The 24,165-nt window shown below is 61.6% G+C and carries 21 protein-coding genes, 2 tRNA genes and 1 pseudogene; 11 read left to right on the top strand and 13 right to left on the bottom strand.

The genetic code is table 11. The annotated features are described in order from the left end of the window. The first annotated feature begins 26 nt into the window (after positions 1–26). Positions 27–341 carry a septal ring lytic transglycosylase RlpA family protein gene (locus tag LRP30_RS34495; protein ID WP_128942820.1) on the top strand — a complete coding sequence of 105 codons (315 nt, stop codon included), beginning with the start codon at positions 27–29 and terminating at the stop codon, positions 339–341. A gap of 48 nt (positions 342–389) precedes the next feature. Continuing rightward, entirely contained in the window at positions 390–1,559 is a 1,170-nt protein-coding gene (locus LRP30_RS34490; protein WP_249757712.1) for a Gfo/Idh/MocA family oxidoreductase, read from the top strand. A 185-nt stretch (positions 1,560–1,744) separates the two neighbouring features. Here the strand turns inward: LRP30_RS34490 and LRP30_RS34485 are convergent, their stop codons facing one another. From LRP30_RS34485 to LRP30_RS34465, 5 genes are all read right to left on the bottom strand, one after another. Next, positions 1,745–3,055 (bottom strand): ABC transporter substrate-binding protein, encoded by a 1,311-nt coding sequence (locus tag LRP30_RS34485; protein WP_249757711.1) that lies wholly within the window; start codon positions 3,053–3,055, stop codon positions 1,745–1,747. A gap of 185 nt (positions 3,056–3,240) precedes the next feature. Next, the gene (locus tag LRP30_RS34480; protein WP_249757710.1) at positions 3,241–4,476 is read right to left on the bottom strand and encodes an ABC transporter substrate-binding protein; all 1,236 of its coding nucleotides are present in this window, start codon (positions 4,474–4,476) and stop codon (positions 3,241–3,243) included. 41 nt (positions 4,477–4,517) lie between these two features. Further along, positions 4,518–5,999 carry an ATP-binding cassette domain-containing protein gene (locus tag LRP30_RS34475; protein WP_249757709.1) on the bottom strand — a complete coding sequence of 494 codons (1,482 nt, stop codon included), beginning with the start codon at positions 5,997–5,999 and terminating at the stop codon, positions 4,518–4,520. Continuing rightward, positions 5,999–6,925 carry a branched-chain amino acid ABC transporter permease gene (locus tag LRP30_RS34470; protein ID WP_249757708.1) on the bottom strand — a complete coding sequence of 309 codons (927 nt, stop codon included), beginning with the start codon at positions 6,923–6,925 and terminating at the stop codon, positions 5,999–6,001. Before LRP30_RS34470 ends, LRP30_RS34475 begins: the two co-directional genes overlap by 1 nt. 1 nt (position 6,926) lies before the next feature. After that, positions 6,927–7,802 carry a branched-chain amino acid ABC transporter permease gene (locus LRP30_RS34465; protein WP_091878870.1) on the bottom strand — a complete coding sequence of 292 codons (876 nt, stop codon included), beginning with the start codon at positions 7,800–7,802 and terminating at the stop codon, positions 6,927–6,929. Positions 7,803–7,832: 30 nt separating this feature from the next. Here LRP30_RS34465 and LRP30_RS34460 point away from each other — a divergent pair, with 30 nt between their 5' ends. Continuing rightward, positions 7,833–8,102, top strand: a complete 270-nt coding sequence (locus LRP30_RS34460; protein WP_128942814.1) for a hypothetical protein — start codon at positions 7,833–7,835, stop codon at positions 8,100–8,102. Between the two features lie 122 nt (positions 8,103–8,224). On the opposite strand, the gene LRP30_RS34455 is transcribed toward LRP30_RS34460, so the two are convergent. Both LRP30_RS34455 and LRP30_RS34450 read right to left on the bottom strand, forming a co-directional pair. Further along, on the bottom strand, positions 8,225–9,325 hold the full coding sequence (locus tag LRP30_RS34455) for an FAD-dependent oxidoreductase (protein ID WP_249757707.1): 1,101 nt from the start codon (positions 9,323–9,325) through the stop codon (positions 8,225–8,227). 100 nt (positions 9,326–9,425) lie between these two features. Continuing rightward, the gene (locus LRP30_RS34450; protein ID WP_249757706.1) at positions 9,426–10,676 is read right to left on the bottom strand and encodes an SMP-30/gluconolactonase/LRE family protein; all 1,251 of its coding nucleotides are present in this window, start codon (positions 10,674–10,676) and stop codon (positions 9,426–9,428) included. Between the two features lie 175 nt (positions 10,677–10,851). On the opposite strand from LRP30_RS34450, the gene LRP30_RS34445 reads away from it, so the two are divergent. From LRP30_RS34445 to LRP30_RS34425, 5 genes are all read left to right on the top strand, one after another. Next, positions 10,852–11,118 carry a hypothetical protein gene (locus tag LRP30_RS34445; protein WP_128942825.1) on the top strand — a complete coding sequence of 89 codons (267 nt, stop codon included), beginning with the start codon at positions 10,852–10,854 and terminating at the stop codon, positions 11,116–11,118. A 400-nt stretch (positions 11,119–11,518) separates the two neighbouring features. After that, entirely contained in the window at positions 11,519–13,081 is a 1,563-nt protein-coding gene (locus tag LRP30_RS34440; RefSeq protein ID WP_128942811.1) for a 2-isopropylmalate synthase, read from the top strand. 292 nt (positions 13,082–13,373) lie between these two features. Further along, on the top strand, positions 13,374–14,375 hold the full coding sequence (locus tag LRP30_RS34435) for a TRAP transporter substrate-binding protein (RefSeq protein WP_128935916.1): 1,002 nt from the start codon (positions 13,374–13,376) through the stop codon (positions 14,373–14,375). A 192-nt stretch (positions 14,376–14,567) separates the two neighbouring features. After that, the gene (locus LRP30_RS34430) at positions 14,568–15,164 is read left to right on the top strand and encodes a Spy/CpxP family protein refolding chaperone (RefSeq protein WP_249757705.1); all 597 of its coding nucleotides are present in this window, start codon (positions 14,568–14,570) and stop codon (positions 15,162–15,164) included. A 168-nt stretch (positions 15,165–15,332) separates the two neighbouring features. Continuing rightward, positions 15,333–15,408, top strand: a tRNA-Lys gene (locus LRP30_RS34425). A gap of 170 nt (positions 15,409–15,578) precedes the next feature. On the opposite strand, the gene LRP30_RS34420 is transcribed toward LRP30_RS34425, so the two are convergent. Then, complete coding sequence (locus LRP30_RS34420) at positions 15,579–17,105, bottom strand: hypothetical protein (protein WP_249757704.1); 1,527 nt, start codon at positions 17,103–17,105, stop codon at positions 15,579–15,581. Positions 17,106–18,329: 1,224 nt separating this feature from the next. On the opposite strand from LRP30_RS34420, the gene LRP30_RS34415 reads away from it, so the two are divergent. After that, a complete protein-coding gene (locus LRP30_RS34415) occupies positions 18,330–19,430 on the top strand; it encodes an SIR2 family protein (protein WP_249757703.1) in 1,101 nt (366 codons plus the stop codon). A gap of 3 nt (positions 19,431–19,433) precedes the next feature. Then, positions 19,434–20,033: a TIR domain-containing protein gene (locus LRP30_RS34410; protein WP_249757702.1), complete on the top strand. Its 600-nt coding sequence runs from the start codon at positions 19,434–19,436 to the stop codon at positions 20,031–20,033. Between the two features lie 27 nt (positions 20,034–20,060). Here the strand turns inward: LRP30_RS34410 and LRP30_RS34405 are convergent, their stop codons facing one another. After that, positions 20,061–20,321, bottom strand: coding sequence for a tyrosine-type recombinase/integrase (locus tag LRP30_RS34405; RefSeq protein ID WP_249757701.1), 261 nt, complete (start codon positions 20,319–20,321; stop codon positions 20,061–20,063). Between the two features lie 60 nt (positions 20,322–20,381). Next, positions 20,382–20,455: transfer RNA gene (locus LRP30_RS34400), tRNA-Arg, on the bottom strand. Between LRP30_RS34400 and LRP30_RS34395 the strand changes: the two are divergent. Next, a pseudogene (locus tag LRP30_RS34395) lies at positions 20,436–20,927 on the top strand (conjugal transfer protein TrbE); the annotation flags it as partial. The gene LRP30_RS34400 and the pseudogene LRP30_RS34395 overlap by 20 nt on opposite strands. Before the next feature lie 67 nt (positions 20,928–20,994). On the opposite strand, the gene LRP30_RS34390 reads toward LRP30_RS34395, so the two are convergent. The 3 genes from LRP30_RS34390 to LRP30_RS34380 all read right to left on the bottom strand — a co-directional run bounded on the left by LRP30_RS34390 (position 20,995) and on the right by LRP30_RS34380 (position 23,759). Beyond that, positions 20,995–21,168 (bottom strand): biotin carboxylase N-terminal domain-containing protein, encoded by a 174-nt coding sequence (locus LRP30_RS34390; RefSeq protein WP_249757700.1) that lies wholly within the window; start codon positions 21,166–21,168, stop codon positions 20,995–20,997. Between the two features lie 136 nt (positions 21,169–21,304). Next, entirely contained in the window at positions 21,305–22,225 is a 921-nt protein-coding gene (locus LRP30_RS34385; RefSeq protein WP_249761901.1) for an NAD(P)-dependent alcohol dehydrogenase, read from the bottom strand. 157 nt (positions 22,226–22,382) lie between these two features. Next, on the bottom strand, positions 22,383–23,759 hold the full coding sequence (locus LRP30_RS34380; RefSeq protein WP_249757699.1) for an aldehyde dehydrogenase family protein: 1,377 nt from the start codon (positions 23,757–23,759) through the stop codon (positions 22,383–22,385). Between the last annotated feature and the right edge of the window lie 406 nt (positions 23,760–24,165).

Below are 24,165 nucleotides of genomic sequence, written 5' to 3'. Positions count from 1 at the left end.
GCCGGGCAGGTAACCGGGAGGGTGCCGTGCAAGCGCAGACGACGCTATTGATCTCTCTTGCCAGCTTTTTGCTTTTTGCCTTTTCCGTTGCCCACGCCGAAAGCGGGCTTGCTTCGTACTACGGATATGGAAAGGCCGGTAAAGGTGGCGAGCTGACATGCGCGCACCGGACGCGTCCTTTCGGCACCGTGCTGAGGGTATCCTTCAGCGGACGAACGATCCAGTGCCGCGTCAACGATCGCGGCCCGTTCATCCGCGGCCGCATCGTCGATCTCTCCGTGCCCGCCGCCCGCGCACTGGGCATGATGAGCGCCGGCGTGGTGCGGGTCTCGGTGGATTAGGCCGGCAAGCGGGCTATAGTGCCACCCAAAGCAAGGGGTGAGGGCGCTATGGCAAGAATCAGAGTGGGACTCGTCGGCTGCGGCTTCGTGTCGGAGCTGCACATGTATGCGTTCCGGCGCGTCTATGGCGTGGACGTCGAGGTTGCGGCAGTGGCTGCGCGCGGCGATCACGTGGTCGACTTCGCGACCCGCCACAACATCCCGCGCGTCTACCGCAGCTTCGCGGAAGTGATCGCGGACCGCGAGCTCGATGTCATCGACATCTGCACCCCGCCCAACCTTCATGCCGAGATGATCGTCGCCGGCATACAGGCGGGCAAGCACGTCATCTGCGAAAAGCCGTTTGCGGGCTATTTCGGCCGCGAGGGCGATGCGCGGCCGATCGGCAAGCATGTGCCGAAGGCGCTGATGTACGAGCGCGTGCTGGAGGAGATGGACGCGACGCGGGCCGCGATCGAGCGTAGCGGAAAATTGTTCATGTATGCCGAGGACTGGATCTACGCGCCCGCGGTGACCAAGACCGCCGAGATCATCAAGGCGACGAAAGACAAGATCCTGTTCATGAAGGGCGAGGAGAGCCATTCCGGCTCGCACGCCGCGCATGCCGCGCAATGGGCGATGACGGGCGGCGGCTCGCTGATCCGCATGGGCTGTCACCCGCTCTCGGCCGTGCTTTATCTGAAGCAGGTCGAAGCCAAGGCGCGTGGCGAGACTATCGGCGTCGCCAGCGTCACTTGCGATGTCGGCAACGTTACCGCTGGCCTCAAGAGCGAAGAACGCACTTACATCAAGGCCAATCCGGTCGATGTCGAGGATTGGGGCACGCTGACGGCGACCTTCTCCGACGGCACCAAGGCGACGGTGTTCTCCGGCGACATGATCATGGGCGGCGTGCGCAACCTGATCGAGACCTACACGTCCGGCGGCTCGCTGTTCGCCAACATCACCCCGAACACGCATCTGATGAGCTACCAGACCAGCGAGGAGAAGCTCGCCAGCGTCTACATCACCGAAAAGGTCGATCGGAAAGCCGGCTGGCAATATGTCTGCCTCGAGGAGGAATGGACGCGCGGATATTTGCAGGAGATCCAGGACTTCATGGAATGCGCCGCGACGGGTCGGCTGCCGCTCTCGGACCTCGCGCTGGCCTATGAGACGATCAAGGTGAACTATGCCGGGTATTGGGCGGCGGAGGAGGGAAGAAGGGTGGTGTTGTAGGGAGTGCTGCTCTTTACCCTCCCCTGGAGGGGGAGGGTCGATCGCGCGAAGCGCGAGCGGGGTGGGGTGATCTCTCCAATCGGGCAGTGCCCGTGTGGAGAGATCACCCCATTTCGCCACGCATTCCGCTTCGCTGCATGCGTAGCGACCCTCCTCCGGGGAGGGTGGACCGCTCGCGCCGCGCCTCACGCCCCGTAGGTCGAGCCCTTCGGCAGCGGGAAGACCGGCTCCCGCGTCCGGATATTCGTCGGCCACACCACCGAGATGTGCTCGCCGGCATTCTGCATCACGACCGGGGTCGAACGCTCGTTCTGGCCGGAGAGCGGCGTGCCCGGCGGGAAGAATTTCACGCCATAGCCCTGGATGGTGCCACCGGCGGGGATGTCGACGTCGAGCGCTGCTTTGCGAACGGCCTCGGGCTCGAAGCTACCGTACTTCTCCTTGGCGACCGGCAGCACATTGTTGAGCAGCACCCAGGTCTGGTTAAAACCCATCGAGCAGTGTGGCGGCACGTCGGTCGCGCCGGTCTTGGCCTGGTAGCGCGAGACCATGGTCTTGATCAGATCGCCCATGCCCGGCGCGAGCTTGGCGGGATCGAGCAGCTGCGCCGGCACCGGATCGATGTTGCAGAAATTGTCGATGTCGGAGCCGAAAGTCGCACGCAGCTTGTCGAGCTGGCTGTAGCCGGCACCGGCCCCGAACAGCATCTTGAAACGCAGGCCGCTCTCGCGGGCCTGGCGCAGGAACAGGGTGATGTCGGGGTTGTAGCCTGCGTGCGAGATCACGTCGGCCTTGGCGCGCTTGATCTTGGTGACCAGCACCGAGAGATCGGGCGCCGAGGCCGAATATCCCTCGCGCAGCACCACCTGGATGCCGGCCTGCTTGGCGTAGGCCTCGTCGGCGGAGGCAACGCCGACGCCATAGGGGCCGTCCTCGTGGATCAATGCGACCTTGACCTCCTTGGGGTCGATGCCGAGCTTGGCTTTCGCATGCTCGTTGATGAAGCTTGCAAAGGCCTGCCCATACTGGTCGGAATGAATCTGCGCGCGGAAGACGTATTGCAGATTCTTGTCCTTGAACACGGCGGTCGAGACCGCGGTCGTGATCCAGAGGATCTTCTTCTGCTGCTCGACCCTGGCGGCGAGCGGCACGGCATGCGAGCTCGCATAGACGCCGTTGAGGATATCGACCTTCTCCTGGTTGATCAGGCGTTCGGCCTCGTTGATGGCGACGTCCGGCTTGCTCTGGGAGTCGGCGGCAACAGGCACGATCTTGGTCTTGCCTCCGATCCCGCCCTTCTCGTTGACGAGATCGATGGCAATCTGCGCACCGATCGAAGAGGCGACCGAACCGCCTGCGGCGAACGGGCCGGTCAGATCGTAGATGACGCCAATTCGCAAATTCTCGGCTTGGGCCTGGGCCCGTGTCCAATCGAGGCTGAGTACGGCGGCGGCAGCCGCCGAGGTCTTCAGCAGTTGCCTGCGTGAAGTCGGCATCCTATCCTCCCTCAATTAATTTGGATATTTGGCTGTTATTTTTGCGAAGTATTGGGAGCGGGATGGCGAAAGTCAACATCGCCCAAGGTCGATAGGGCAGGCGGCGGCGTAGAACGCATCTGCGAAAGGCAGCAAAAAGCCCATCACTCCGCGCGGAGCGATGGGCTTCCTGTCGATGCGACTGGTTACTGCGACAGCTTGACGAAGGTCGGAAACTTCATCTTGCCTTCCGCGATCTTCTCGGGCCAGACCACGACCTGCTTGGAGTCCTGCCACTGGAAGACGAGGCCGGTGACAGCGCCGGGGCCTGACTTGATGCCGTGGGTGAACTCGTCGTTCTTGCCGTAGAACTGGATGCGGCCGATCGTGCCCTCGTAATCGGTCTTCTCGAGCTCGGCGACCATCTTGTCGGGATCGGTCGAACCGGCGCGCTTGATGGCTTCCGTGATGAAGTAGACCTCGTCATAGGCGGTGTAGCCGGTATAGGCCGGCGGCGTGCCGAACTTGGCCTTGAAGGCGGCCGCGAACGGCTTCGTCTTGGGAGTGACGGCGACGTCGGGCGTGGCCACCGCCAGCGACGGTATGCCGTCGGCCGCGCCATTGGTGTCCTTCCAGAAGGTCGGGCTCAGCGCCTGCGCGCTGATGCCGAACATCGGGATCGGCACCTGCTGGTTCTTCCACTGCACCGTCGGCTGCACGCCGACATGCGAGATGCCGGTGACGATCACGTCGGGCTTCTTGCCTTCGATGTTGTTGAAGATCGGCGTGAAGTCGGTGGTATCAGGTGAGAAGCGGACGTGCTCGACGACCTTGAGGCCGGCCTTCGGCAGGCATGCCTCGTAGCCGACATCGAGCGGCTTGGTCCAGGCGGCGTCCTCGCTCATGATCGCGACGGTCTTGAACTTGAGCTTGTCGACGAGCAGGTCCTTGGCGGCGTCGCAGACGAGCTGGGCTTGGGCTGCCGAGGTCAAGTAGCCATGAAAGGTGTACTTGTTCTTGTCGTAGTCGTTGTGGATCGCCTTGGTGATCTCGTTCGAGGCGGCGCCTGGCGTGATCAGCGGCATCTTCAGCCGCGCCGCCCAGGGCTCCAGCGCCAGCACGACCTCGCTGATATAGCTTGCGATCACTGCGGAGACCTTGTCCTCGCTGACCGCGCGCTGGAAGGCGCGCACGGAATCCGCCGACGAGCTCTTGTTGTCGTAGGTGACGATCTCGATCTTGCGGCCGAGCACGCCGCCCTTGGCGTTGATCTCGTCGGCAGCGATCTGCGCGCCGCCCGGCGTCGCCGCACCGGCGATCGACTGCACCTCGGCGATGACGCCGATCTTGATCGGATCGGTCGACTGCGCGTAGGCGGGTGCCGCGAGGCACAGCGCCAGCGCGGAGGCGAGCAGGCTGCTGTTGAGAACTAATGGTCGCATGGTCGTTTCCTTTTCCACGTTTTTTGTTGATGTTGACGGACTCAAAGAAAATCGGCGCCGGCCTCGCTCGCGAAGCGGCCGGGATCGCCTTCCCAGACGATCCTTGCATGCTCCAGCACATAGACCCGGTCGGCATGCGGCAGCGCGAAGGTCACGTTCTGCTCGCCGAGCAACACCGTGATCGACGTGGTCTGCCGCAACTTGGTCAGCGCCTTGGACAGTTGCTCGAGGATGACGGGGGCAAGGCCCAGCGTCGGCTCGTCCAGGATCAGGATCTGCGGCTGCATCATCAATGCGCGGCCGATCGCCAGCATCTGCTGCTCGCCGCCGGAGAGCGTCTGTGCCAATTGCCCCTGGCGCTCCTTCAGGATCGGGAACAGCTCGAACAGCCAGGCGAGCTGTGCCGCGCGCTTGTCATCGGAAAGGTGCTGGCCGCCGAGATCGAGGTTTTCCCGCACGCTCATCTCGCCGAACAGCTCGCGCGATTCCGGGCATTGCACGAGGCCGCTGCGTGCGATCCTGGCTGGGCTGATGCCGCGCAGCTTCTCGCCGCCACGGACGATCTCGCCACTATAGGGCAGGAAGCCGGAGATGGTGTTGAACAGCGTGGTCTTGCCGGCGCCGTTGAGGCCAACGACCGAGACGAACTCGCCCTCATGGACGTGGATCGAGACGTTGTCCAGCGCCTGGGCCTTGCCGTACAACACGCTGACATTCTCGACCTGGAGCAGCGGCACCTTGTCCTTGAAGCTGGTCTCGGGCCGCGCATGGGTCTCGATGGCGCCGCCGAGATAGACGCGACGCACGGTCTCGTTCTTCATGACCTCGTCGGCCCTGCCGGTGACGATCTCCTCGCCGAGATACATCGCGAGCACGCGGTCGACGAGGGCGGCGACGCTCTTGACGTTGTGGTCGACCAGCATCACCGCGCGGCCCTCGTCGCGAAAGCTGCGGATCAGGTTGGAGAAGATGTCGACCTCGGCCCGCGTCAGGCCGGCGAAGGGCTCGTCGACCAATACGACCTTGGGGTCACGCGCGATCGCCTTGGCAAGCTCGAGCCGGCGCAGATCGGCAAACGGCAGCGTCGGCGGGCGGCGGTTCATGACTGCGCCGAGCCCGACGCGCTCGGCGATCCATTTGGCGCGCTCGACCAGCGCCTTGTCCGGAAACAGCATGAACAGGCTGTCCGGCAGCAGCGCCACCATGATGTTTTCCAGCACTGTTTGCCGGTTCAGCGGCCGCGAGTGCTGGAACACCATGCCAAAGCCTTTGCGCGCGATCTTGTGCGCGGGCAGGCCGGCGACGTCCTCGCCCTCGAAGACGACTTCGCCCGATGTCGGGCGCTCGATGCCCATCACGCTCTTCATCGCGGTCGATTTGCCCGAGCCGTTCGGCCCGATCAGTCCAAAGATCTCGCCGGCGTTGACCTCGAAGCCGAGGTTCTTCACCGCGGTTAAGCCACCGAAGCGTTTGGTCAGGCCGCGAACTTCGAGCACGGCCCGGTTTGAAAGCCTCATGTCCATCACGTGCGCGCCTCGCGCGAGAGGGCCGCTCCGAGGAAGCCGCCGGGGAAGAACAGCACGACGAGAAGCGCGACCGCCGAGACGATGAAGGTCGCGAGCTCACCGGTCGGGCGTAAGAACTCGCCGGCGACGATCAGGAAGATCGCGCCCAACGCCGCGCCAAGCACGGTGCGGCGGCCGCCGAGCACGGCCGAGACGATCACGTTGACGCCGACCGCGACGTCGACGACGGTGCCGACCGAGGCGGTGCCGAAGTAGAACACCAGCAGCGCGCCCGACAGCCCCGAGAAGAACGCGCTGACGATGAAGGCGGCGAGCTTGTGCTTGACGATGTTGAAGCCGAGCGCACCGGCCTGCACCGGATCCTGGCCGCTGGCCTGCAGCACGAGTCCAACAGGCGATTGCGACAGGCCGTAGAGGATTGCGGCCGAGATCGTCATGAAGCCGAGCGCGATCCAGTAGTTCGTGCCGGCATTGATGGAGATGACATCGGGGATGGTGAGCCCGATCTCGCCGCCGGTGAGGTCGGCGAACACCACGATGAAATTCTGCAGCATCAGCACCGCGACCAGCGTGGTCAGACCGAAATAGGGCCCGCGCACCCGCAAGGCCGGCAGCGCCAGCACGAGGCCGGCGATGACGGCGGCGAGGGCGCCGAGGACGATGCAGAGATAAACCGACCAGCCGAACTGGGCATTGAGGATGCCGGCGGCGTAGGCGCCGACGCCGATCAGGAACGTGGGGCCAAAGTTCACTTCGCCGGCAAAGCCGAACAAGAGGTCCCAGGCCATCGCGAACACACCGAAATAGAACGCGACGGTGAGCAGCCCGAGCACATAGCCGGAGACGTAGAGCGGCAGCGTCGCCGCGATGATGACGAGCGCGAGCGAGATGAAGAACAGGCGCGAGGTGAAGAAGCTGGACATCTCAGCGCCTCCCCAGAAGGCCCTGGGGCCGGATGTACATCACGAAGACGAGCAGCAGCAGCGCCGGGATGGTGCGGTAGGCCGGCGAGAGCAGGTAAGCCGTCAGGGTTTCGAGATAGCCGACCACGAAGGCCGCGATCAGCGAGCCGGACACGCTGCCGAGCCCGCCGAGCACGACGATCGAGAACGCGCTCGCGGTCAGCGGACCGACGCTGTAGGAGCTGACTCCTAGGAACATGCCGAGCAGCACACCGGCAATGCCGGCCAAGATGCCATAGATCGCCCACACCACGATGTAGATGTTGGTGAGCTCGAGCCCGAGCAGCGTGACACCGCGCGGGTTCATCGACGCCGCCAGCACGGCCTTGCCGGTGCGGGTGCGGTTCACCAGGAGCCACAGCAGCGCGATGACCAGGCAGCAGACGATCGCCGTAAAAATCTCGTTGCGCGGCGTGCGGACGCCGAGGATCTCGACCACGCCATCGACGATCGGCAGCACCGTCTTGGCGTTGTTGGTGAAGAAATAGGCGATCAGCTCCTGGATCATGATGCCCCACAGCAGGGTGCCAGTGAGGACGAAGATCTCCTTCTCTTCATTCGGGATGCGCCGCGAATCCTGGATCGGCTTCACCACCGCGAAATAGGTGGCGAAGGCGGTGAGAAGCGCGACGCCGACGCCGATCAGCGCGCCGGCATAGGTGCCGACATTGAGGATGCTGGCGGCGGCCCAGGCCGCCACCGCTGCAGCCACCATGATGGCACCGTGAGAGAGGTTGAGCACGCCGGAGACGCCGAAGATCAGCGTGAAGCCGGTGGCACCGAGAGCGTAGAGAGCGCTGATGGCAAAGCCATCGATCAAAATCTGGAATGCTCGCATTGAGAATTGGCCGGGCAGTCTGGCTGCCGCTTGGAGGAAAAGCTGCTGCGTGCACCGCATGCGGAATGCTTTCCGGGCAAGGCCCGGATGCCGTTCCGTTCAATTTGCGGTGGGCTTGATGGAGGCCTGGAGACTGACGTCAGTCCTGACGACGTCTTCCGGCGCGCCGGTCACGGCGGCGTCGAGCGAATTCGCAACGCAACAGAGAGTCTTTTCTTCATGTTGTTTTTCTCCCTTGAGCAAGCCTCTTGTGAGCTATTGGGGCGCGACTATACCGGCGAGGGCATTCTCGGCAAGTGAAACTGCATTCAGGATTGTGAGAGGCGGACTAAAGTCTAGCGTCGCGCAAATAGAGAGTAGCGCAGGCATGCAGATTTCGTCGGCGCCTATGCATGTACGCTGCCAACATGCCACCGTCCAGGTCAGCGCGCTTGCAGTAGCGACGGATCAAGTGGACTAAGCCGCACGGGATCGAATGGTGAGAGGTCGATCTGCGTTGTCCCCTCGGCGATCAGCTGCGCCAACGCCTCACCGGTGGCGGGTGCGTTGAGAATGCCCCAGACATTGTGTCCGGTCGCAACGTAGAGACCCTCGCTCTGCGGCACCTTGCCGATCAACGGCAAGCCGTCCTGCGTCACCGGGCGGAAGCAGGCCTGCCGCGCGATGATCTTCTCGGGCCGGAACAACGGCGACAGCCGCTCGCTCATCGCCTGCAGGCGCGCGATCGCGTCCTGGTCCGGCGTCACGGCTGCAGGATCGAGCGGCAGCGATGCGATGTCGGAGAGTGCCGTGATATGCGTGCTACCATCGGCGCGCGGGAAAACCTCGATCGACACGGCGCTGCCGCCGTCCTCATGCTCGAGGAACAGCGCATCGGCCGGCACGTCCGCGCCGGTGTCGTACACGATGCTCGGGCTGCGATGGCCGTAGACCGCGGGCAGGCTCATCCATTGTGCGGCCAGCAGCGACCATGGTCCCATGGCGATGACGACGGCGTCCGCCTCGATCACGCTGCCCTCGACCTCGACGCCCTTTGCGGCTATTTCATCTGCGTCGCGCACGATGCCGGTGACGCGGCCGAGGCGAAGCTCCGCACCTAGCGCGAGTGCCCCGTTCATCGTGGCCGACGTGAATTTTCCGGGATGGACCGTCGCAGTGGTTTTTGGCGTGCCGATGCGCTGTGCGATGATGACGCCGTCACTCAGCCAGCCGAGCGCGGATGGTGAGTCCCGGCGAGGATCACTATCGGCTGCAACGAATCCGCTATATGCGGACATCGCGCGATAGCCCCAATCGCCCGCGATCTGCTCCGGCAGTTGTGCGTGAAGCGCAAAGCTACGACGCGCCAGCGCATCGAGCGGCGTGCCGGCGCACCAGTCGCCCGCCAGGAAGCCACCAGCCTTGCCGGAGGCTGCGGCCGCGACCTCTGTCCGCTCCACCACAATGACGTCGATGCCGCAGCGCCGCAGAAACCAAGCGGTGCATGCGCCGATCACGCCGCCGCCGCAGATCACGACACGCATGGTTTTCTCCTCGAAGTGCACTCGCGCGCCGAAGGATTATCAAAACAATTCGGCGCCGGCGAGGAGCGCCGGCGCCGCTTCGCAATGGAGCTTGCATCGCTCAGCCCGGGCCTGCGCCTTGCGTCGCCGTGTAGACCGCGTAGAGCGACTGGCTCGCCGCCATGAACAGGCGGTTGCGCTTGGGGCCACCGAAGCAGACGTTGCCGCACACTTCCGGCAGGCGGATGCGGCCGAGCAGCTTACCGTCAGGTGACCACACCGTCACGCCGTTGTAGCCGACGGCGCGCCCGGCATTGCTGGAGGCCCAGACATTGCCGTTGACGTCACAGCGCAGGCCATCCGGCCCGCACTTCACGCCGTCGATCACGCAATCGCTGAACTTCTTAGGGTTGGAGAGCTTGTTGTCGCTGCCGACGTCGAACACGAAGATCTCGCCCTTGCCGCCCGCTCCGGTGTCGCCCGGTCCCTTGCCGGTCGAGGCGATGTAGAGCTTCTTGTAATCGGGCGAGAAGCAGAGGCCGTTCGGATCTGGCACCTGGTCTTCGGTGACGACGAGGTCGATGCGGCCCGAAGGGTCGATGCGATAGCAGTTGGTCGGCAACTCGCGCTTGCCTGCCACGAAGCCGGCGGGTTGTCCGATCCGCGGATTGAGCTTGCCGCCTGCATTGCTCGGGCCGCCTGCGACATCGGGCTCGCCTTCGTAGAGCTGGCCGCCATAGGGCGGATCGGTGAACCAGTAGCTGCCGTCGGGATGCGCGGCGATGTCGTTCGGCGAGTTCAGCTTCTTGCCCTGATAGGAGTCCGCGAGCACGGTGGCGGTGCCGTCATGCTCATAGCGGGTCACCCGACGCGTCAGGTGTTCGCAGGAAAGCTGGCGGCCCTGGAAGTCGAATGAGTTGCCGTTGGAATTGTTGGACGGCGCACGAAACACGCTGACGCGACCGTCGTCCTCGCTCCAGCGCATCTGACGGTTGTTGGGAATGTCGCTCCACAGCAGATAACGTCCTTGCGCGCTCCAGGCCGGGCCCTCGGCCCAGAGCACACCGGTGTAGAGCCGCTTGATCGCGGTGTTGGGCTGCGCGAGATCGTCGAAGGACGGATCGACGGCGATGATGTCGGGGTCCCAGAAATAGGTGGTCGGCGCGCCACTGGGGCCGAAGTCGCGCGGCGGGGTGGTGATCGTCGTTGGCGGTGCGGCGGGGCCGGCCTGCGCCAGCGCGGAGCCGGCTCCAGCCATTGTGGCGGCGGCGCCGAGCGCAAGCCCTTGTACAACTCCTTGGACGAGTGTTCGTCGTGACAGCGCACCATCGTGGTCACGCTGCTCTCCGTCACGAGCCTCTTGGCGTGTCATCGCGTCCTCCCGATCATGTTCGCTGGCCGGTTGATCCGGCCGAACGGGCGGAGGTTAATGCGGTCCGCAGCCGGTTGCGAGTGGTGGAATCGAAACCGCTGCGCGAGGCGGGTCGCAATTTCGTCACCTTCGAATGCGTTTGGGTTGGAGGCTGACGGGGATAAAGCCGGAGCTCATTGTGCAAATTGTCGTCCTGGTCATTCTGCTCGCGATCCCATTTGCGGCCGGCTACTTCACGCGCGACTACGTCTCCCGCAAAAGGCGGGCGGAGGCACGCCGCTGGCGTGAATACACTGAGCCGGATTGGCTCTCCGCCCACGCGCCGGCAAACACCAACGAGATCACGAACGCCGGCGCCGCCGTGGTTACCACCGGCGAGCTTGGCCAGATGCTGAACCGCTGGGAGAGCAGGGCCCGCGCCCGTCGCACCGGCACCGGATAGCCGGCAGTCGCGCGCTAGCCGACAAATTCCCCCTACTAGGTCAGTTCTCCTGACCATCTTTTGGCGTTGCAGTTGCGGCCGTTTCTCGTCTAGAAACGGGCGTATCGAGCCCCCGGCAACCAACCGTCAACGGTTTTGACCGAGGATTGTGGGCTCAAAAAGGGTCTGGCAATGCTGATTCGCGGCCAAATCGATGGGATTTCGGGGGAGGTGGCTGTGGCCGCCGCCACGATCCCGGCCGCGCTGCTGCCCACCCTCCTCCTTGGCGGGCTTCTTCTTAGCTGCCCCTGAGGGCCGGCTGGGCGCCACGCGCCTGGGCGCTCAGGGGTTGGTCGAGATCACCAGACACCTCAAGCGCCCAGCAGACTGAACGGCGCAAAAGCTCAAAAGGAAATTTGGAATGGCCACCGTGAACAAGTCCGACAAGGACCGCGTCATCATTTTCGACACCACGCTGCGCGACGGCGAGCAGTGCCCCGGCGCCACCATGACCTTCGAGGAGAAGCTCGAGGTTGCCGAGCTCCTGGACGATATGGGCGTCGACGTCATCGAGGCCGGCTTCCCGATCACCTCCGAAGGCGACTTTCAGGCGGTCAGCGAGATCGCACGCCGCTCCAAGAATTCGGTGATCGCCGGTCTGTCGCGCGCGCACCCGGCCGACATCGACCGCTGCGCCGAGGCGGTGAAGTTCGCCAAGCGCGGTCGCGTCCACACCGTGATTGCGACCTCGCCGCTGCACATGCGGGTGAAGCTGAACAAGACCCCGGAGCAGGTGATCGAGACCTCGGTCGCCATGGTCGCGCGCGCCCGCAACCAGATCGACGACGTCGAATGGTCGGCCGAGGACGGCACCCGCAGCGAGATGGACTTTCTGTGCCGCATCGTCGAGGCCGTGATCAAAGCCGGCGCCACCACGGTGAACATCCCCGACACCGTCGGCTATACGGTGCCGGAGGAATACACCCACTTCATGAAGACGCTAATCGAGCGCGTGCCGAACTCGGACAAGGCGGTGTTCTCCGTGCACTGCCATAACGACCTCGGCATGGCCGTGGCGAACTCGCTGGCCGGCGTGGTCGGCGGCGCGCGCCAGGTCGAGTGCACCATCAACGGCATCGGCGAGCGCGCCGGTAACGCGGCGCTCGAAGAGATCGTGATGGCGATCAACGTGCGCAACGACAAATTCCCGTACTGGAACAAGATCGACACCACGCAGCTGACCCGCGCCTCGAAGATGGTATCGGCGGCGACCTCGTTCCCGGTGCAGTACAACAAGGCCATCGTCGGCCGGAACGCGTTCGCGCATGAGAGCGGCATCCACCAGGACGGCGTGCTGAAGGACGCCTCCACCTACGAGATCATGCGCCCCGAGATGGTCGGCCTGAAGCAGTCCTCGCTGGTGCTGGGCAAGCATTCCGGCCGTCATGCCTTCGTGCACAAGCTCGAGGAGATGGGCTACAAGCTCGGTCCGAACCAACTGGAAGATGCGTTCACGCGGATGAAGGCGCTGGCCGACCGCAAGAAGGACATCTACGACGAGGACATCGAGGCGCTGGTCGACGAGGAGATCGCGGCCTCGCACGACCGCATCAAGCTGACCTCGCTGACCGTGATCGCCGGCACCCATGGCCCGCAGCGCGCGACCATGAAGCTCGACGTCGACGGCCAGATCAAGATCGAGGAGGCCGAGGGCAACGGTCCGGTCGACGCGGTGTTCAACTGCATCAAGCGCCTGGTGCCGCACGAGGCCAAGCTCGAGCTGTACCAGGTTCACGCGGTAACCGAAGGCACCGACGCACAGGCCGAGGTCTCGGTGCGGCTGTCGCAGGACGGCCGTTCGATGACGGCGCGTGCGGCGGACCCGGATACGCTGGTGGCCTCCGCAAAGGCCTATCTCGGCGCGCTCAACAAGATCGTCATGAAGCGCCAGCGCGATACGGTGACGGCGGCAGCGGCGAGCTGACGCGGCTGACTTCGCCTCTCCCGCTGGTGGGAGAGGCCGACGCGCTCGGCAGCGCACTTGCGCGCCGGAGCGAGGCGGGTGAAGACTCCGTTCTCACAGGGAATGTCCCCGCGCTCTCCCCAACCCTCTCCCGCAAGCGGGAGAGGGCGCAGCGATGCTCGCGGCATTCACCATGAATACCTGCCCTGCTAACGGCCAATAGCCGTGCAGGCTGCCGGCTTGTATTGATGCTGTCGGCATGAGGATAGGCCGCTCGGCATGCCGAGCGGCCCAATAACACCAGGGAGAGATTATGCGCACCTTTGCGATCGCGGCCTCCGTCGCGGCTTTGGCCTTGGGCCTTGTCGGCCCCGCCAGCGCCGACCCGATCATCATCAAATTCAGCCACGTCGTCGCCACCGACACGCCGAAGGGCAAGGGGGCGGAGAAATTCAAGGAGCTCGCCGAGAAGTACACCGGCGGCAAGGTCAAGGTCGAAGTCTATCCGAACTCGACCCTCTACAAGGACAAGGAAGAGCTCGAGGCGCTCCAGCTCGGCAGCGTGCAGATGCTGGCGCCGTCCAACTCGAAATTCGGTCCGCTCGGCATCCGCGAGTTCGAGGTGTTCGATCTGCCCTACATCCTTCCCGACCTGAAGACGCTGCGGAAGGTGACGGAAGGCCCGCTCGGCGCAAAGCTGCTCAAGCTGCTGGACGCCAAGGGCATCACGGGACTTGCCTATTGGGACAACGGCTTCAAGCAGATGAGCGCCAACAAGAAGCTGATCGCGCCTGCCGACTATCAGGGCGTGAAATTCCGCATCCAGTCCTCGCGCGTGCTCCAGGCCCAGTTCAAGGCGCTCGGCTCGCTGCCGCAGGTGATGGCGTTCTCGGAAGTCTACCAGGCACTCCAGACCGGCGTCGTCGACGGACAGGAGAACACCTGGTCGAACATCTATACCCAGAAGATGCACGAGGTGCAGAAGTACATCACCGAGACCAATCACGGTTACATCGGCTACGTCGTGATCGTGAACAAGAAGTTCTGGGACGATTTGCCGGCCGACATCCGCGACCAGCTTTCGAAGGCGATGAAGGAGGCAACCGCCTTCAGCAACGCGCAGTCGCAGAAGGAGAACGACGACGCGCTCGCCGAGATCAAGAAGAGCGGCAAGAGCGAGATCATCAAGCTCACGGGCGAGCAGGACGAGGCGATGCGCAAGGCGATGGAGCCGGTCTACAAGGACGCCGCAAGCCGCGTCGGCCAGCCGCTGATCGACGAATTCCTGAAGGAAGCCAAGAGCACGACCAACTGATCTGGAAAGACGATGAAGGGGGCTTCCGTGCGAGCTGCACGGAAGCCTTTTGTTGCGAATGATTTCCAATTGTGGCTGGCGGTAAAATCAGGCGTCACGTCGTCGTAAGAGCGCCGCTTCCTGTCCAAGTTGTAAGTTGCGCGTCAGCCGCACCGCGCTCATCCTCAGGGCATCCTTCCAGAGGAGGTCCGTATGAGGAAGTTCACCATCGCTGCCATTGCCGTGCTCAGCATCGCCGGCTCGGGCGTGGTCTATGCTCAATATCATCGCCCGTGGATGGAGCGCTTCCATCACATCCGCATGAACCCCGAGGACCGCGCCGCCTTCGTCGACGCGCGGATCGCCGCCGTCCATGCCGGCCTGAAGCTCAATGCCGATCAGGAGAAGCTGTGGCCGCCGGTCGAGGTCGCCGTGCGCGATTTCGCCAAGCTGCGCATCGACCGCGCCAATGCGCGGATGAATGCCGGCCCGGGCGATACCGACAAGCCGGAGGATCCGATTGCGCGCCTGCGCCAGCGCGCCGAGGACATGGGCGCCAGTTCCGCGGCCCTGAAGAAGATCGCCGATGCCGCCGATCCGCTCTACAAGACGCTGGACGAGGGCCAGAAGCGGCGCCTCGCGGTGCTGACCCGCCACCGCGGCCCATTCGGCGGCGGCGAGGACAGCCCGCCCCGCCACTTCATGGAACGCGGCATGGACCGCATGATGGAGCGCGGCATGGAGCACTTCCACCGTGACCGTTTCGACCGGGACGGCGGTCCGGACCGGGACCGCGAAGGCCGACTCTGAGCCGGGCCGGATTGTCCCCGGATTAACCCTGGCGAAGCCGCTGGAATCCGGCGGCTTTTCGCTTTTTTGGACGTGTGGACGAAGCCTTGGAAAACTTGCGTCCCATCGCTTGCCATACCCGGATCGCTTTGCTAAACGACCGGCCTCGCAAGGCCTTAACCGCCTTTCGGGCGCATAGCTCAGTTGGTAGAGCAGCTGACTCTTAATCAGCGGGTCCCAGGTTCGAGCCCTGGTGCGCCCACCATCTTAAGGGATTGGCCCGCAAGGGCTTTTTTTAATTCCTCGGCAGAACAAACCGGGTCTCGTGCGACGCTTTTGATGGTCGTACGTCGCACGCCGTGCGACGAGTCGGATAATTAGGGCCCAAGATCCACCGCTGACACGCGCAGCCAAATGAGACCCACCAGCCTGCGTTCAGCTCTTCATTCCTTCCTTTCGCACCTGCAATTCAAGCCTGTCGATACCGGAATCAGCGCGAGCCGCGTTGCGGGCGCGGTAGTGCTTCACGATAGTCTGCGCGCTTCGGTATGAATGCCCAGTGATGTCGCAGATCGTCAGCAAGTCACAGCCAGCCCGATCGAGAAGCATGACGCAGGTATCGCGTAGGTCCTGGTCGTGCTTTTGGTCGAGTTCGCCGGCCACGTTGACGAACATTAAGGTCGGGCAAGGCTTCACGCGCCATGCTGTATCGTCGCCATTGCTGTCGCGAGCGGTCTTAGCATCCAGCCATTCCGCTAATGCGCGCTTGCGCTGATCGACCGCTCGAGTGCGCTGCGCTTTATTCTGCTCATCGAGGGGGAACGGCGCGAAGAGCTTGTCGACATCTTTAATCAGGTCAGCGTTCAATCGTTCTGCGCGTACGATTGCCTGGCGCGCGTCGTCGCGCGTCAGAAAACCGAATACAGCGACAGCTCGGGCGGTCGACACCCAATGGCGGTAGGTACTCTCGTCATAAGGCTCGCCATTGGCCTCATTGACCACTAGCTCGGGCGGCACCCTATCCAGTTGAAGCCGAAGCTTGAGCTCCTTTACTCGTGCACGAGAGGCATTTAGCCGTGCGCTGAGTTGGGGCGCCTCTTTGATGTCGACAAGCTCGCCAGTTTTGCTCTGCCGGAATGCGTGCCGGCCCTCGACGTCGCTCTCATTGCGCATAATTAGACGGTCGGTCTGGCGCTGCCCCGTGAACAACGCCAGGTGAAAGCTATCGCCGACGGAAGGCCGTTCGATCGCATCCGCTGCAGCGACCCAGGCGGAAAATTCGGGCATCGCAACCTGCACGATGCGTCCCTCTGGATGATCGAACTCCATGCCTTCTCGCGGGTTGGGACCGAGACGCCACAGGGTGCTTTCCTGCCCCCAAGTGAACGCCGCCGAGAGCGTCGCTATCATCGAAAGGGCCATATGATGGCCGCGAGCCGATTTCGCGTAATTATAGAAGGCGCGAAATTCCGGTTTGCCGATTGATGTCGGAGTGGCAGTTGCAATCGCCTCAAGTTCTCGTACGGGCTCGGCCACACCTAGCAGCTTGGCGGCACGGATCTCTGCACGCATCCTAGCCGCAGATTCACGTGATTGCGGTCGGTACAAGATGGCGGAGATACATTTGCGATAGGAGGATTGCGAGGCGGACGACAGCGCCTTGAATTCAACCGATTTACTCCAATCGTCCAATAGGTCTTCGATAGTAGAACGCTTCCGGATCGTAATTTTCTTCGGCAGCTTGCCAGCGCGGCGCGCCGCCTCGATTTCTGACTTTCGTTTGTCTGAAAAGTCCGATGCTTCTTGGAGATTGAACCACGCACCGACCGGACGTCCTTTTTGATCGTAGGGCGGGTGGCGCAAGTCGGCATCGACAAAGCCGAGAGCTCTGGCATAAGCGCCGTGCGACGACCGAGGACGGCCATCACGCCACTTCACGTGCGGAAACTTTGGATCGGCCATGGAAAGCCTCAGTGTCAGTAGGAGATGGCGCCCATTGGAATCTAGCGCGATCTAGTCTGTCAAGAGTCGTGCTGGCCGTAAGCTCTCCGCAGCCGCTCGCGGTGATCCTCGTCGCTTGCTGCTGGCGGCGGCGCGAATGCGTCATTGGCAATCGTCTTTGGGCGCATAGGATGATGTCGGGTAAGCCAAGCATCGAAGCCAGTGCGTTCCCATTTCAGCGGTCCTCGCTCGCTGATCGGCGAAGGCAGGCCATCGCGCTGGTGCCTGAGGCGGCGCGTGCGATAGAATGTATCCAGAGAGACGCCAATCGCCGCCGCGACCTCCGTCGAAGAGTAGGGTGGCTGCATCCTCTCGTCCCGCAAATGCATAATGCCTCGCCGCTCTCGGCCTTTTGACCGAAGACTTGGTGAAGCAAAATGAGCAGATAGGAATACAGCCGAGAAGCATTGCCCACGGCGCGGAGGGATTTCGGCTTCTTTGGAGTGCGAATAGGACGCCCGGGTGCTAACATGTCGGACATTCGTCCGCCGCTCCGGCATCAGACTCTCTTTACTGACTCTTAATTAGTCGCGGCGTCTGGAGTTCAGGGCGGTTAGGTCAAGACGCTCTTCTATACTTTACAGCACGAGCAAAGCAGGTCCAAAAAGGCAGTTGTGTTGCTCAGTCACTCCTTCAAGTCGCTTAGCTTGCTCAAATTTGCGACGAAACCGCCGATCCTGCGATGGAACGAAGGAAAGCTTTACTCTCAATAAGGCGCCGACATCCTATTTCGGTCTTTAACAGCCGCGCCGTGGGCGTCGATGCCAAATCGAACGCAACCTGAAATTACACCTGACACTCCTCTTCGCCTTGCTGATGCCGTGAAGATCGCATTTCCTTTGGGAGGAATGACGGTCGCGGGTTTGCGTCGTGAGCGCGATCGTAATCGATTGGTTATCGAGAAGATTGCCGGCAAGGAATTTACAACGGTGGCTCATATCGAACGGATGCGAGAGCTATGCCGCGAAGAAGCAAGGGAGCCCGACTTCAGCTCAAGGCTGCCCGCCGAAACAAGAGCGGAAAGATCACTCACCAGGCAATCTGGATCATCAGAGACAACGGCCGGGATGTCAGCACAGGCTGCGCTGCAGATGAGATTGCGGCCGCGGAGGAAACCCTACCGAAAATCATTCACTGCTAGCAAGACTACCAATTCATACTTATTGGACGACAAATTACGACCGATTGATCGAGAAGGCGCTGGAGGCCGGCGGCCGGCGCGTGGATTCCAAATATACGGTCAATCAGCTCGCCACAACGCGCCGTGGGCGCGATGCCGTCGGCTACAAGATGCACGGAGATATTGAGCACCCCACAGAGGCCATCTTGAGCAAGGACGACTACGAACGATATTCGTTGACTCACGGTCCCTTCATTACAGCCTTGTCGGGCGACCTCGTAGAAAAGACCTTCCTTTTCCTAGGATTTAGCTTCACCGATCCCAATCTCGATTTCGTTCTCTCGCGCATTAGAGCGCGCTTCGAAAAGCACCAGCGGCAGCATTTCTGTGTGATGAAGAGGCGGACCCGAGGCAGGGGGGAAAGCAAAACCGAGTTCGAATACGCCGAAACAAAACAAAAACTTGTCACGCAAGACTTGATGCGATTCAACATCAAAACGATCTTTATTGACGATTACGGCGATGTCACGCGGTTGCTCGCGGATATGGACCGCCGTTTCAGGAGAAGGACAGTCTTCATATCGGGAAGCGCGTCCGACTATGGAGCTTGGGGGCAAGGCGCCACCGAGGAATTCATGTCCAAGCTGGCGGCGGAGCTGATTAACAGGAATTTGCGAATCACGAGCGGATTCGGCCTTGGGATTGGCAGCGCCGTCGTAAAGGGTGCGGTTCAACAAATCTATTCAACCAGCCACCGCAGCATAGACGAGCAACTTGTCCTGCGTCCCTTTCCCATTGGCATAAGCGATGAGACGGTGCGGGCGCAGACTTACAAGTGCTATCGGGATGAACTCGTCGCCCAAGCTGGTATCGCCATTTTTGTGATGGGCAATAAGTCGGTCGATGGAAAAATCGTGAGCGCGGACGGTGTGCGCCTGGAATTCGAGGCTGCGAAGGCGCACGGACTCCACCTGATACCCATTGGCTCATCGGCTTGGGTGGCGGAAGATCTATGGGAGGAAGTCACTGAGAAAATCGGATCATACTTTCCGAAGGACACGTCAAAGATCAGCACGTTGATGCGGCCGCTTGGGAAGGCGGTCAAGAACCCCAACGATTTGATCGCACCAATACTCAAGCTGATTGAATATCTAACGAAAGGTTGAACGATGGCCCGCAAATGTTTTTATAGCTTTCACTACGTGCCGGACAATGCGCGTGCCAGCCAGGTGCGCAATATCGGTGCGATCGAAGGTAACAGGCCTGCGCCGGACAACGACTGGGAAAAGGTTACGAAAGGCGGCGATGATGCGATCAAGAGGTGGATCGCCGAGCAGATGAAAGGCAGAACGTGCTGCATCGTCCTGGTCGGTAGCGCCACTGCTAATCGAAAATGGATCAATCACGAGATTATAAAGGCCTGGGACAACGGATTGGGCGTCGTCGGAATTCATATTCATGGACTAAAGAATCTCAACGGAGATTCGCCGTTCAGTGTAATCGATCATTCGCTGAAAGAAGCTGCGCCGGAGAAAGACTGGAAAGAAAAGGCGCGCCGCGCCATAAAGCGCGCGGATGTCGTCATTGTTATGGTTGGTCCCAAGACGCACCAGGCTTCTGGAGTTTTGGCGGAAGTCGCTATTGCGCGCGACGAAGACAAGAAAATTATCCAAGTTATCGGGTACAAGGACGGAAACTACACCGCTGTTCCAAACGCTGGTCGGCTATATAGTTGGAATTGGGACAACCTGAAGAAGCTGCTTTCTTGATCCAAAAGTGTGCTCGGCATCTTAATGTTAGTTAAGTGCTCTTGCCGCGCTCTGGAGGAAGTCTGGGTGATGATGGCCGTATACTCGCTCTAGAGTTTCCCGGCTCATCCCGAGGAAGCCGGAGGCGTCCCAGATAGAGACCCCTCTTTGCATTAGCCAAGTTGCGCAGGTCTGCCGGCGCGTGTGCGGCGTCACATCCGTCAGGCCCGCCCGTAGACAAGCCGAAGAAGCCGCGCTTAATATCCTTTTAGGCGTTGGCCGTTCTCGTGGACGATCGGTTACGCGCACAAAGCGCGGACGTCCAAAATCGGGAGGCTCGCGAAAAGTGTGCTAAGCTTTTGAATAATTTGGCGCACCCGACACGATTCGAACGTGTGACCTTTGCCTTCGGAGGGCAGCCATCGCACCGCTGGTGCAGATGCGCGCGAGGTACTAAGCGGCTTTGTCGATCGGACCAATCGCGTCTTGCAGCTCATTGAAGGTTTCATGCCGGAATGCGGCTGGCTCGATGACGAAGGAACGCTGACGTACCTGCACTCCACGATTTCGACCAAACGGCATCGCGTTCGCGTGCCTGAGATTCCGATGCATCTCGACGCGCTGCTTGCGGACCAGCCTCTGACCGGCGGGCTCGAGCCGGTGTTGGGCGAGGCGCATCTTCGCGTTTTGACCATAATCGGGTTTCCGACGGCGACCACGCCCGGAATTCTCGACGACCTCAATCGGCTGGCATTTCCGTATCGCTGGTCGACCCGGGCAATCATGCTCGACAAGACGGATGCCACCAAGCTGCTTACAAGAATTCGCCGCCAATGGTTCGCCAAGCGGAAGTCGATCGCGGCGATCTTGAAGGAGGTGATGACCAACGAAGCATCGGCGCTTCTCGACACCGATATTCTTCTGCCTCAGGCGGCCGCATTACCGATGGTCAACCCGCCGCAAACGTAGAGGGTCTGCCCTGTCACAAAGGAAGCTTCGTCGGACAAGCCTCGTCTGCCTTGAACCGATGCAATGAAAGCTTGTCTTCTTCCGCATAAATCGCCACCGTCGTCTTGCTCAGCTCGGTCGCCGCCCGCATAACGCGAATTGCAATTTCGCTTCGGTTTGCGACCAGGATCTTGTTGAACTTGCGCACGTTCAAGCATCCTCTTGCTCAAGGTTGTTGGAAAGGAAAACGGGCACTACAACTGACGCCGTCGTGCCCGTCACTATGCTTTTCCTGCTAGACGGATGGCGTCGCGAAAGTTCGTAACGTCCGATGCTATGGCAAATTAGATCGTGATAGCTATTTTTCCGAAGTGTGCGCCAATCTTCATGTAGTTAAAGGCGCTTGCGGCCTCGGACAGATCGAAAGTCTTGTCGACGACCGGTTTGATCCCAGCCGTCGCGATCGCGCGATTCATGTCGACGAAACCACGCCTCGAACCAACAGCGATCCCTTTGATATTCACCAAAGGGCCAATCAGCTGTCGGATGTTCAATTCCGTCGAATAGCCAGCGACAAACCCGACGACACTGATCGTTCCCCCAAAAGCAACGGCGCTCAACGACTTGCCCAAGGATGATCCAATGGTCTCGACCACGATGTCTGCACCGCGGCCGTTGGTGAGCCGTTTCACTTCGACATCCCATTCCGGACTGGTGCGATAGTTGACGCCAAAGTCGGCGCCAAGCGCTTTCGCTCGCGCCAGCTTTTCGTCGGACGACGACAGAATGGTAACTCTGGCCCCGGCCAGCTTGGCAAACTGAAGCGCGAAGAGCGAAACACCCCCAGTTCCTTGAAGGAGAACGTCGTCGCCGGATTTGATGTTTGCTTCGTTCAGAGCTGACCACGCTGTAAGACCAGCGATGGGAAGCGTGGCGGCCTCCACGTCGGTCAAGTGCGATGGAGGCGTGACCGCGTCCTCTTCCGGGATGACGATGTAATCCTGAAGAACGCCGGCCAGAGGTGCGCCAAGTGTACGCTTCGCGCGTTGCTCGGGAGTAGGTTTGCCGTCATGCCAACCCTGGGTGTAGATCGGAATAATTCGATCTCCCTTCTTGAACCGGCTGACGCCAGGCCCGATCTCGGCCACGGTGCCGCACGCATCGGAGGCGGGGACATAGGGTAACGGAAGGCCCTTGATGTAGTCACCGCCCAGTACGGCCAAGTCGCGATAGTTCAGCGTCGCCGCCTCCACCTTGACCAACACCTCTCCCTTGCCAGGCGTTGGAATAGGGACCTCGGTCAATCTTAGGCCTCGGATCTCGAACTGGTGAGCTTGCATAGCCCGCATTGTCGCCGACATGATTGTTCCTCGTCTTCTTTGGCGGCTCCGAGCTATCGGATCAGAGCCGCCCGGTTAGCGATCAAGCGTGCTTGATCACGAGTGTCTTGAGGTTCGAATAGTCGTCCATCGCCACAAGACCCTTTTCGCGTCCATGACCGCTCTTGCCGGTGCCTCCGAAGGGCAACTCGATGCCCGCACCCGCCCCGTAACAGTTCACGAACACCTGGCCCGAGCGCAGCCGCTTCGCAAGATGCATTTGTCGGCCGCCATTCCTCGTCCAAACCGCTGCAACAAGGCCGAATTCAGTTCCGTTGGCGATGCGGACCGCATCATCTTCGTCATCGAACGGAATGGCGGCTAGCACGGGACCGAACACCTCCTGTTGCGCCAGCTCGTGATCCGTCGGCACGGGCCCGAATAGCGCGGGCTTGACGAAGAACCCGCCCGGGTCGACTCCTTCTGCAATCTGGCCTTCGGCGAGGAGGGGGAGACCGCTGGCGGTGGCGCGATCGATGAAGCCAAGGACGGTCTTCCTCTGTCCGGCGGTGATGATCGGACCGCAGTCGAGATCCATCTCCGGGCTGCCGACCCGCACGGCCTTGAAACGCTCGCTAAGCCTTGCGATGAACTCGTCGAAGATACGCTTTTGAACAAGCACACGGCTTCCGGCGGAGCAGGTTTGGCCGCTATTCTGAATGATCGCGGCGCAGATGGTTTTGCTAGCCGCATCGAAATCGGCATCCTCGAACACGAGCTGAGGCGACTTGCCGCCGAGTTCGAGCGTGCAATTGATGTAGTTGTCCGCAGCCAGCTTCTGGATCTTCTGCCCAACCTCAGGGGAGCCCGTGAACGAGACGAAGTTCACACCGGGATGGGTCGTAAGTGCCACCCCAACTTTGCTTCCAAATCCGGTCACGATATTGATCGCGCCGTCGGGAAGCCCAGTTTCCGTCGCGAGCTCCGCGAGGCGTAGAATGGACGCGGATGCGGCCTCGGCCGGCTTGAGGACCGTTGCGTTGCCGACGGCCAGCGATGGAGCAAGTGTCCGGCCGAACATCTGGGCGGGGTAGTTCCAGGGAAGGATGTGACCGGTCACACCTTTCGGCTCGCGCACGACGGCAACGAAATGGTCGTTGAGGTAGGGAATCGTGTGTCCATAGACCTTGTCGGTTGCGCCGCCATAGTACTCAAAATACCGTGCAACCGCGTTGATGTCATTTCTCGCCACCGTCATTGGCTTTCCGGTGTCGCGCGCTTCGATGGCGGCAAGCTCCTCCTTTTTTTCGAGGATGCGCTGCGAAATGGCGATCAGAATGCGGCCCCGCTCCGCCGCGTTCAATTTGCCCCATGCGCCGGTTTCGAAGGCGCTGCGGGCTGCCTTGACGGCCAGATCGACATCCTCAACAGTGCCCGCCGCGATCTTGCCGTAGGCCTTTCCTGTGCTGGGATCGATCATATCGGTCGTCTCGCCATTGGATGCCCCGACCCATTTGCCACCAATGAAGTGCTTCGACATGATGTCAACTCCTGTCTGTTGCCGCCACGGTCTAGAAGCACGGGCAGGAGAACGCACTCAATGGTGTCTATCATCTACCTGCTATTACGTTGCCCTATGGGGCGCCATCATATGGTGCACGCCCTTTGATCCACGCCCATTTGATCGTGTCGACGGAGATCGATCCGAACTCACTATCGCCGTTGGTTTCCAACTTGCGGGTCGGACGCGAATTCTCCGGCGTTCTACTTAGTAAGGACCTTGGTTTCGAGGTCGATCCGGGCTTTGGGCTTGCCGCCTGTCAGGGTGGTAACCATGGCATTCATGCCCTCATAACCAACCTGAAGGGATCCTGCACGATGACGCC

This window comes from Bradyrhizobium sp. C-145 (genome assembly GCF_023375135.1).
GTDB classification, from domain to species: Bacteria; Pseudomonadota; Alphaproteobacteria; order Rhizobiales; family Xanthobacteraceae; genus Bradyrhizobium; species Bradyrhizobium zhanjiangense.
Note: the sequence above shows the minus strand (reverse complement) of the source record. Positions and strands in the feature narration are given on the sequence as shown.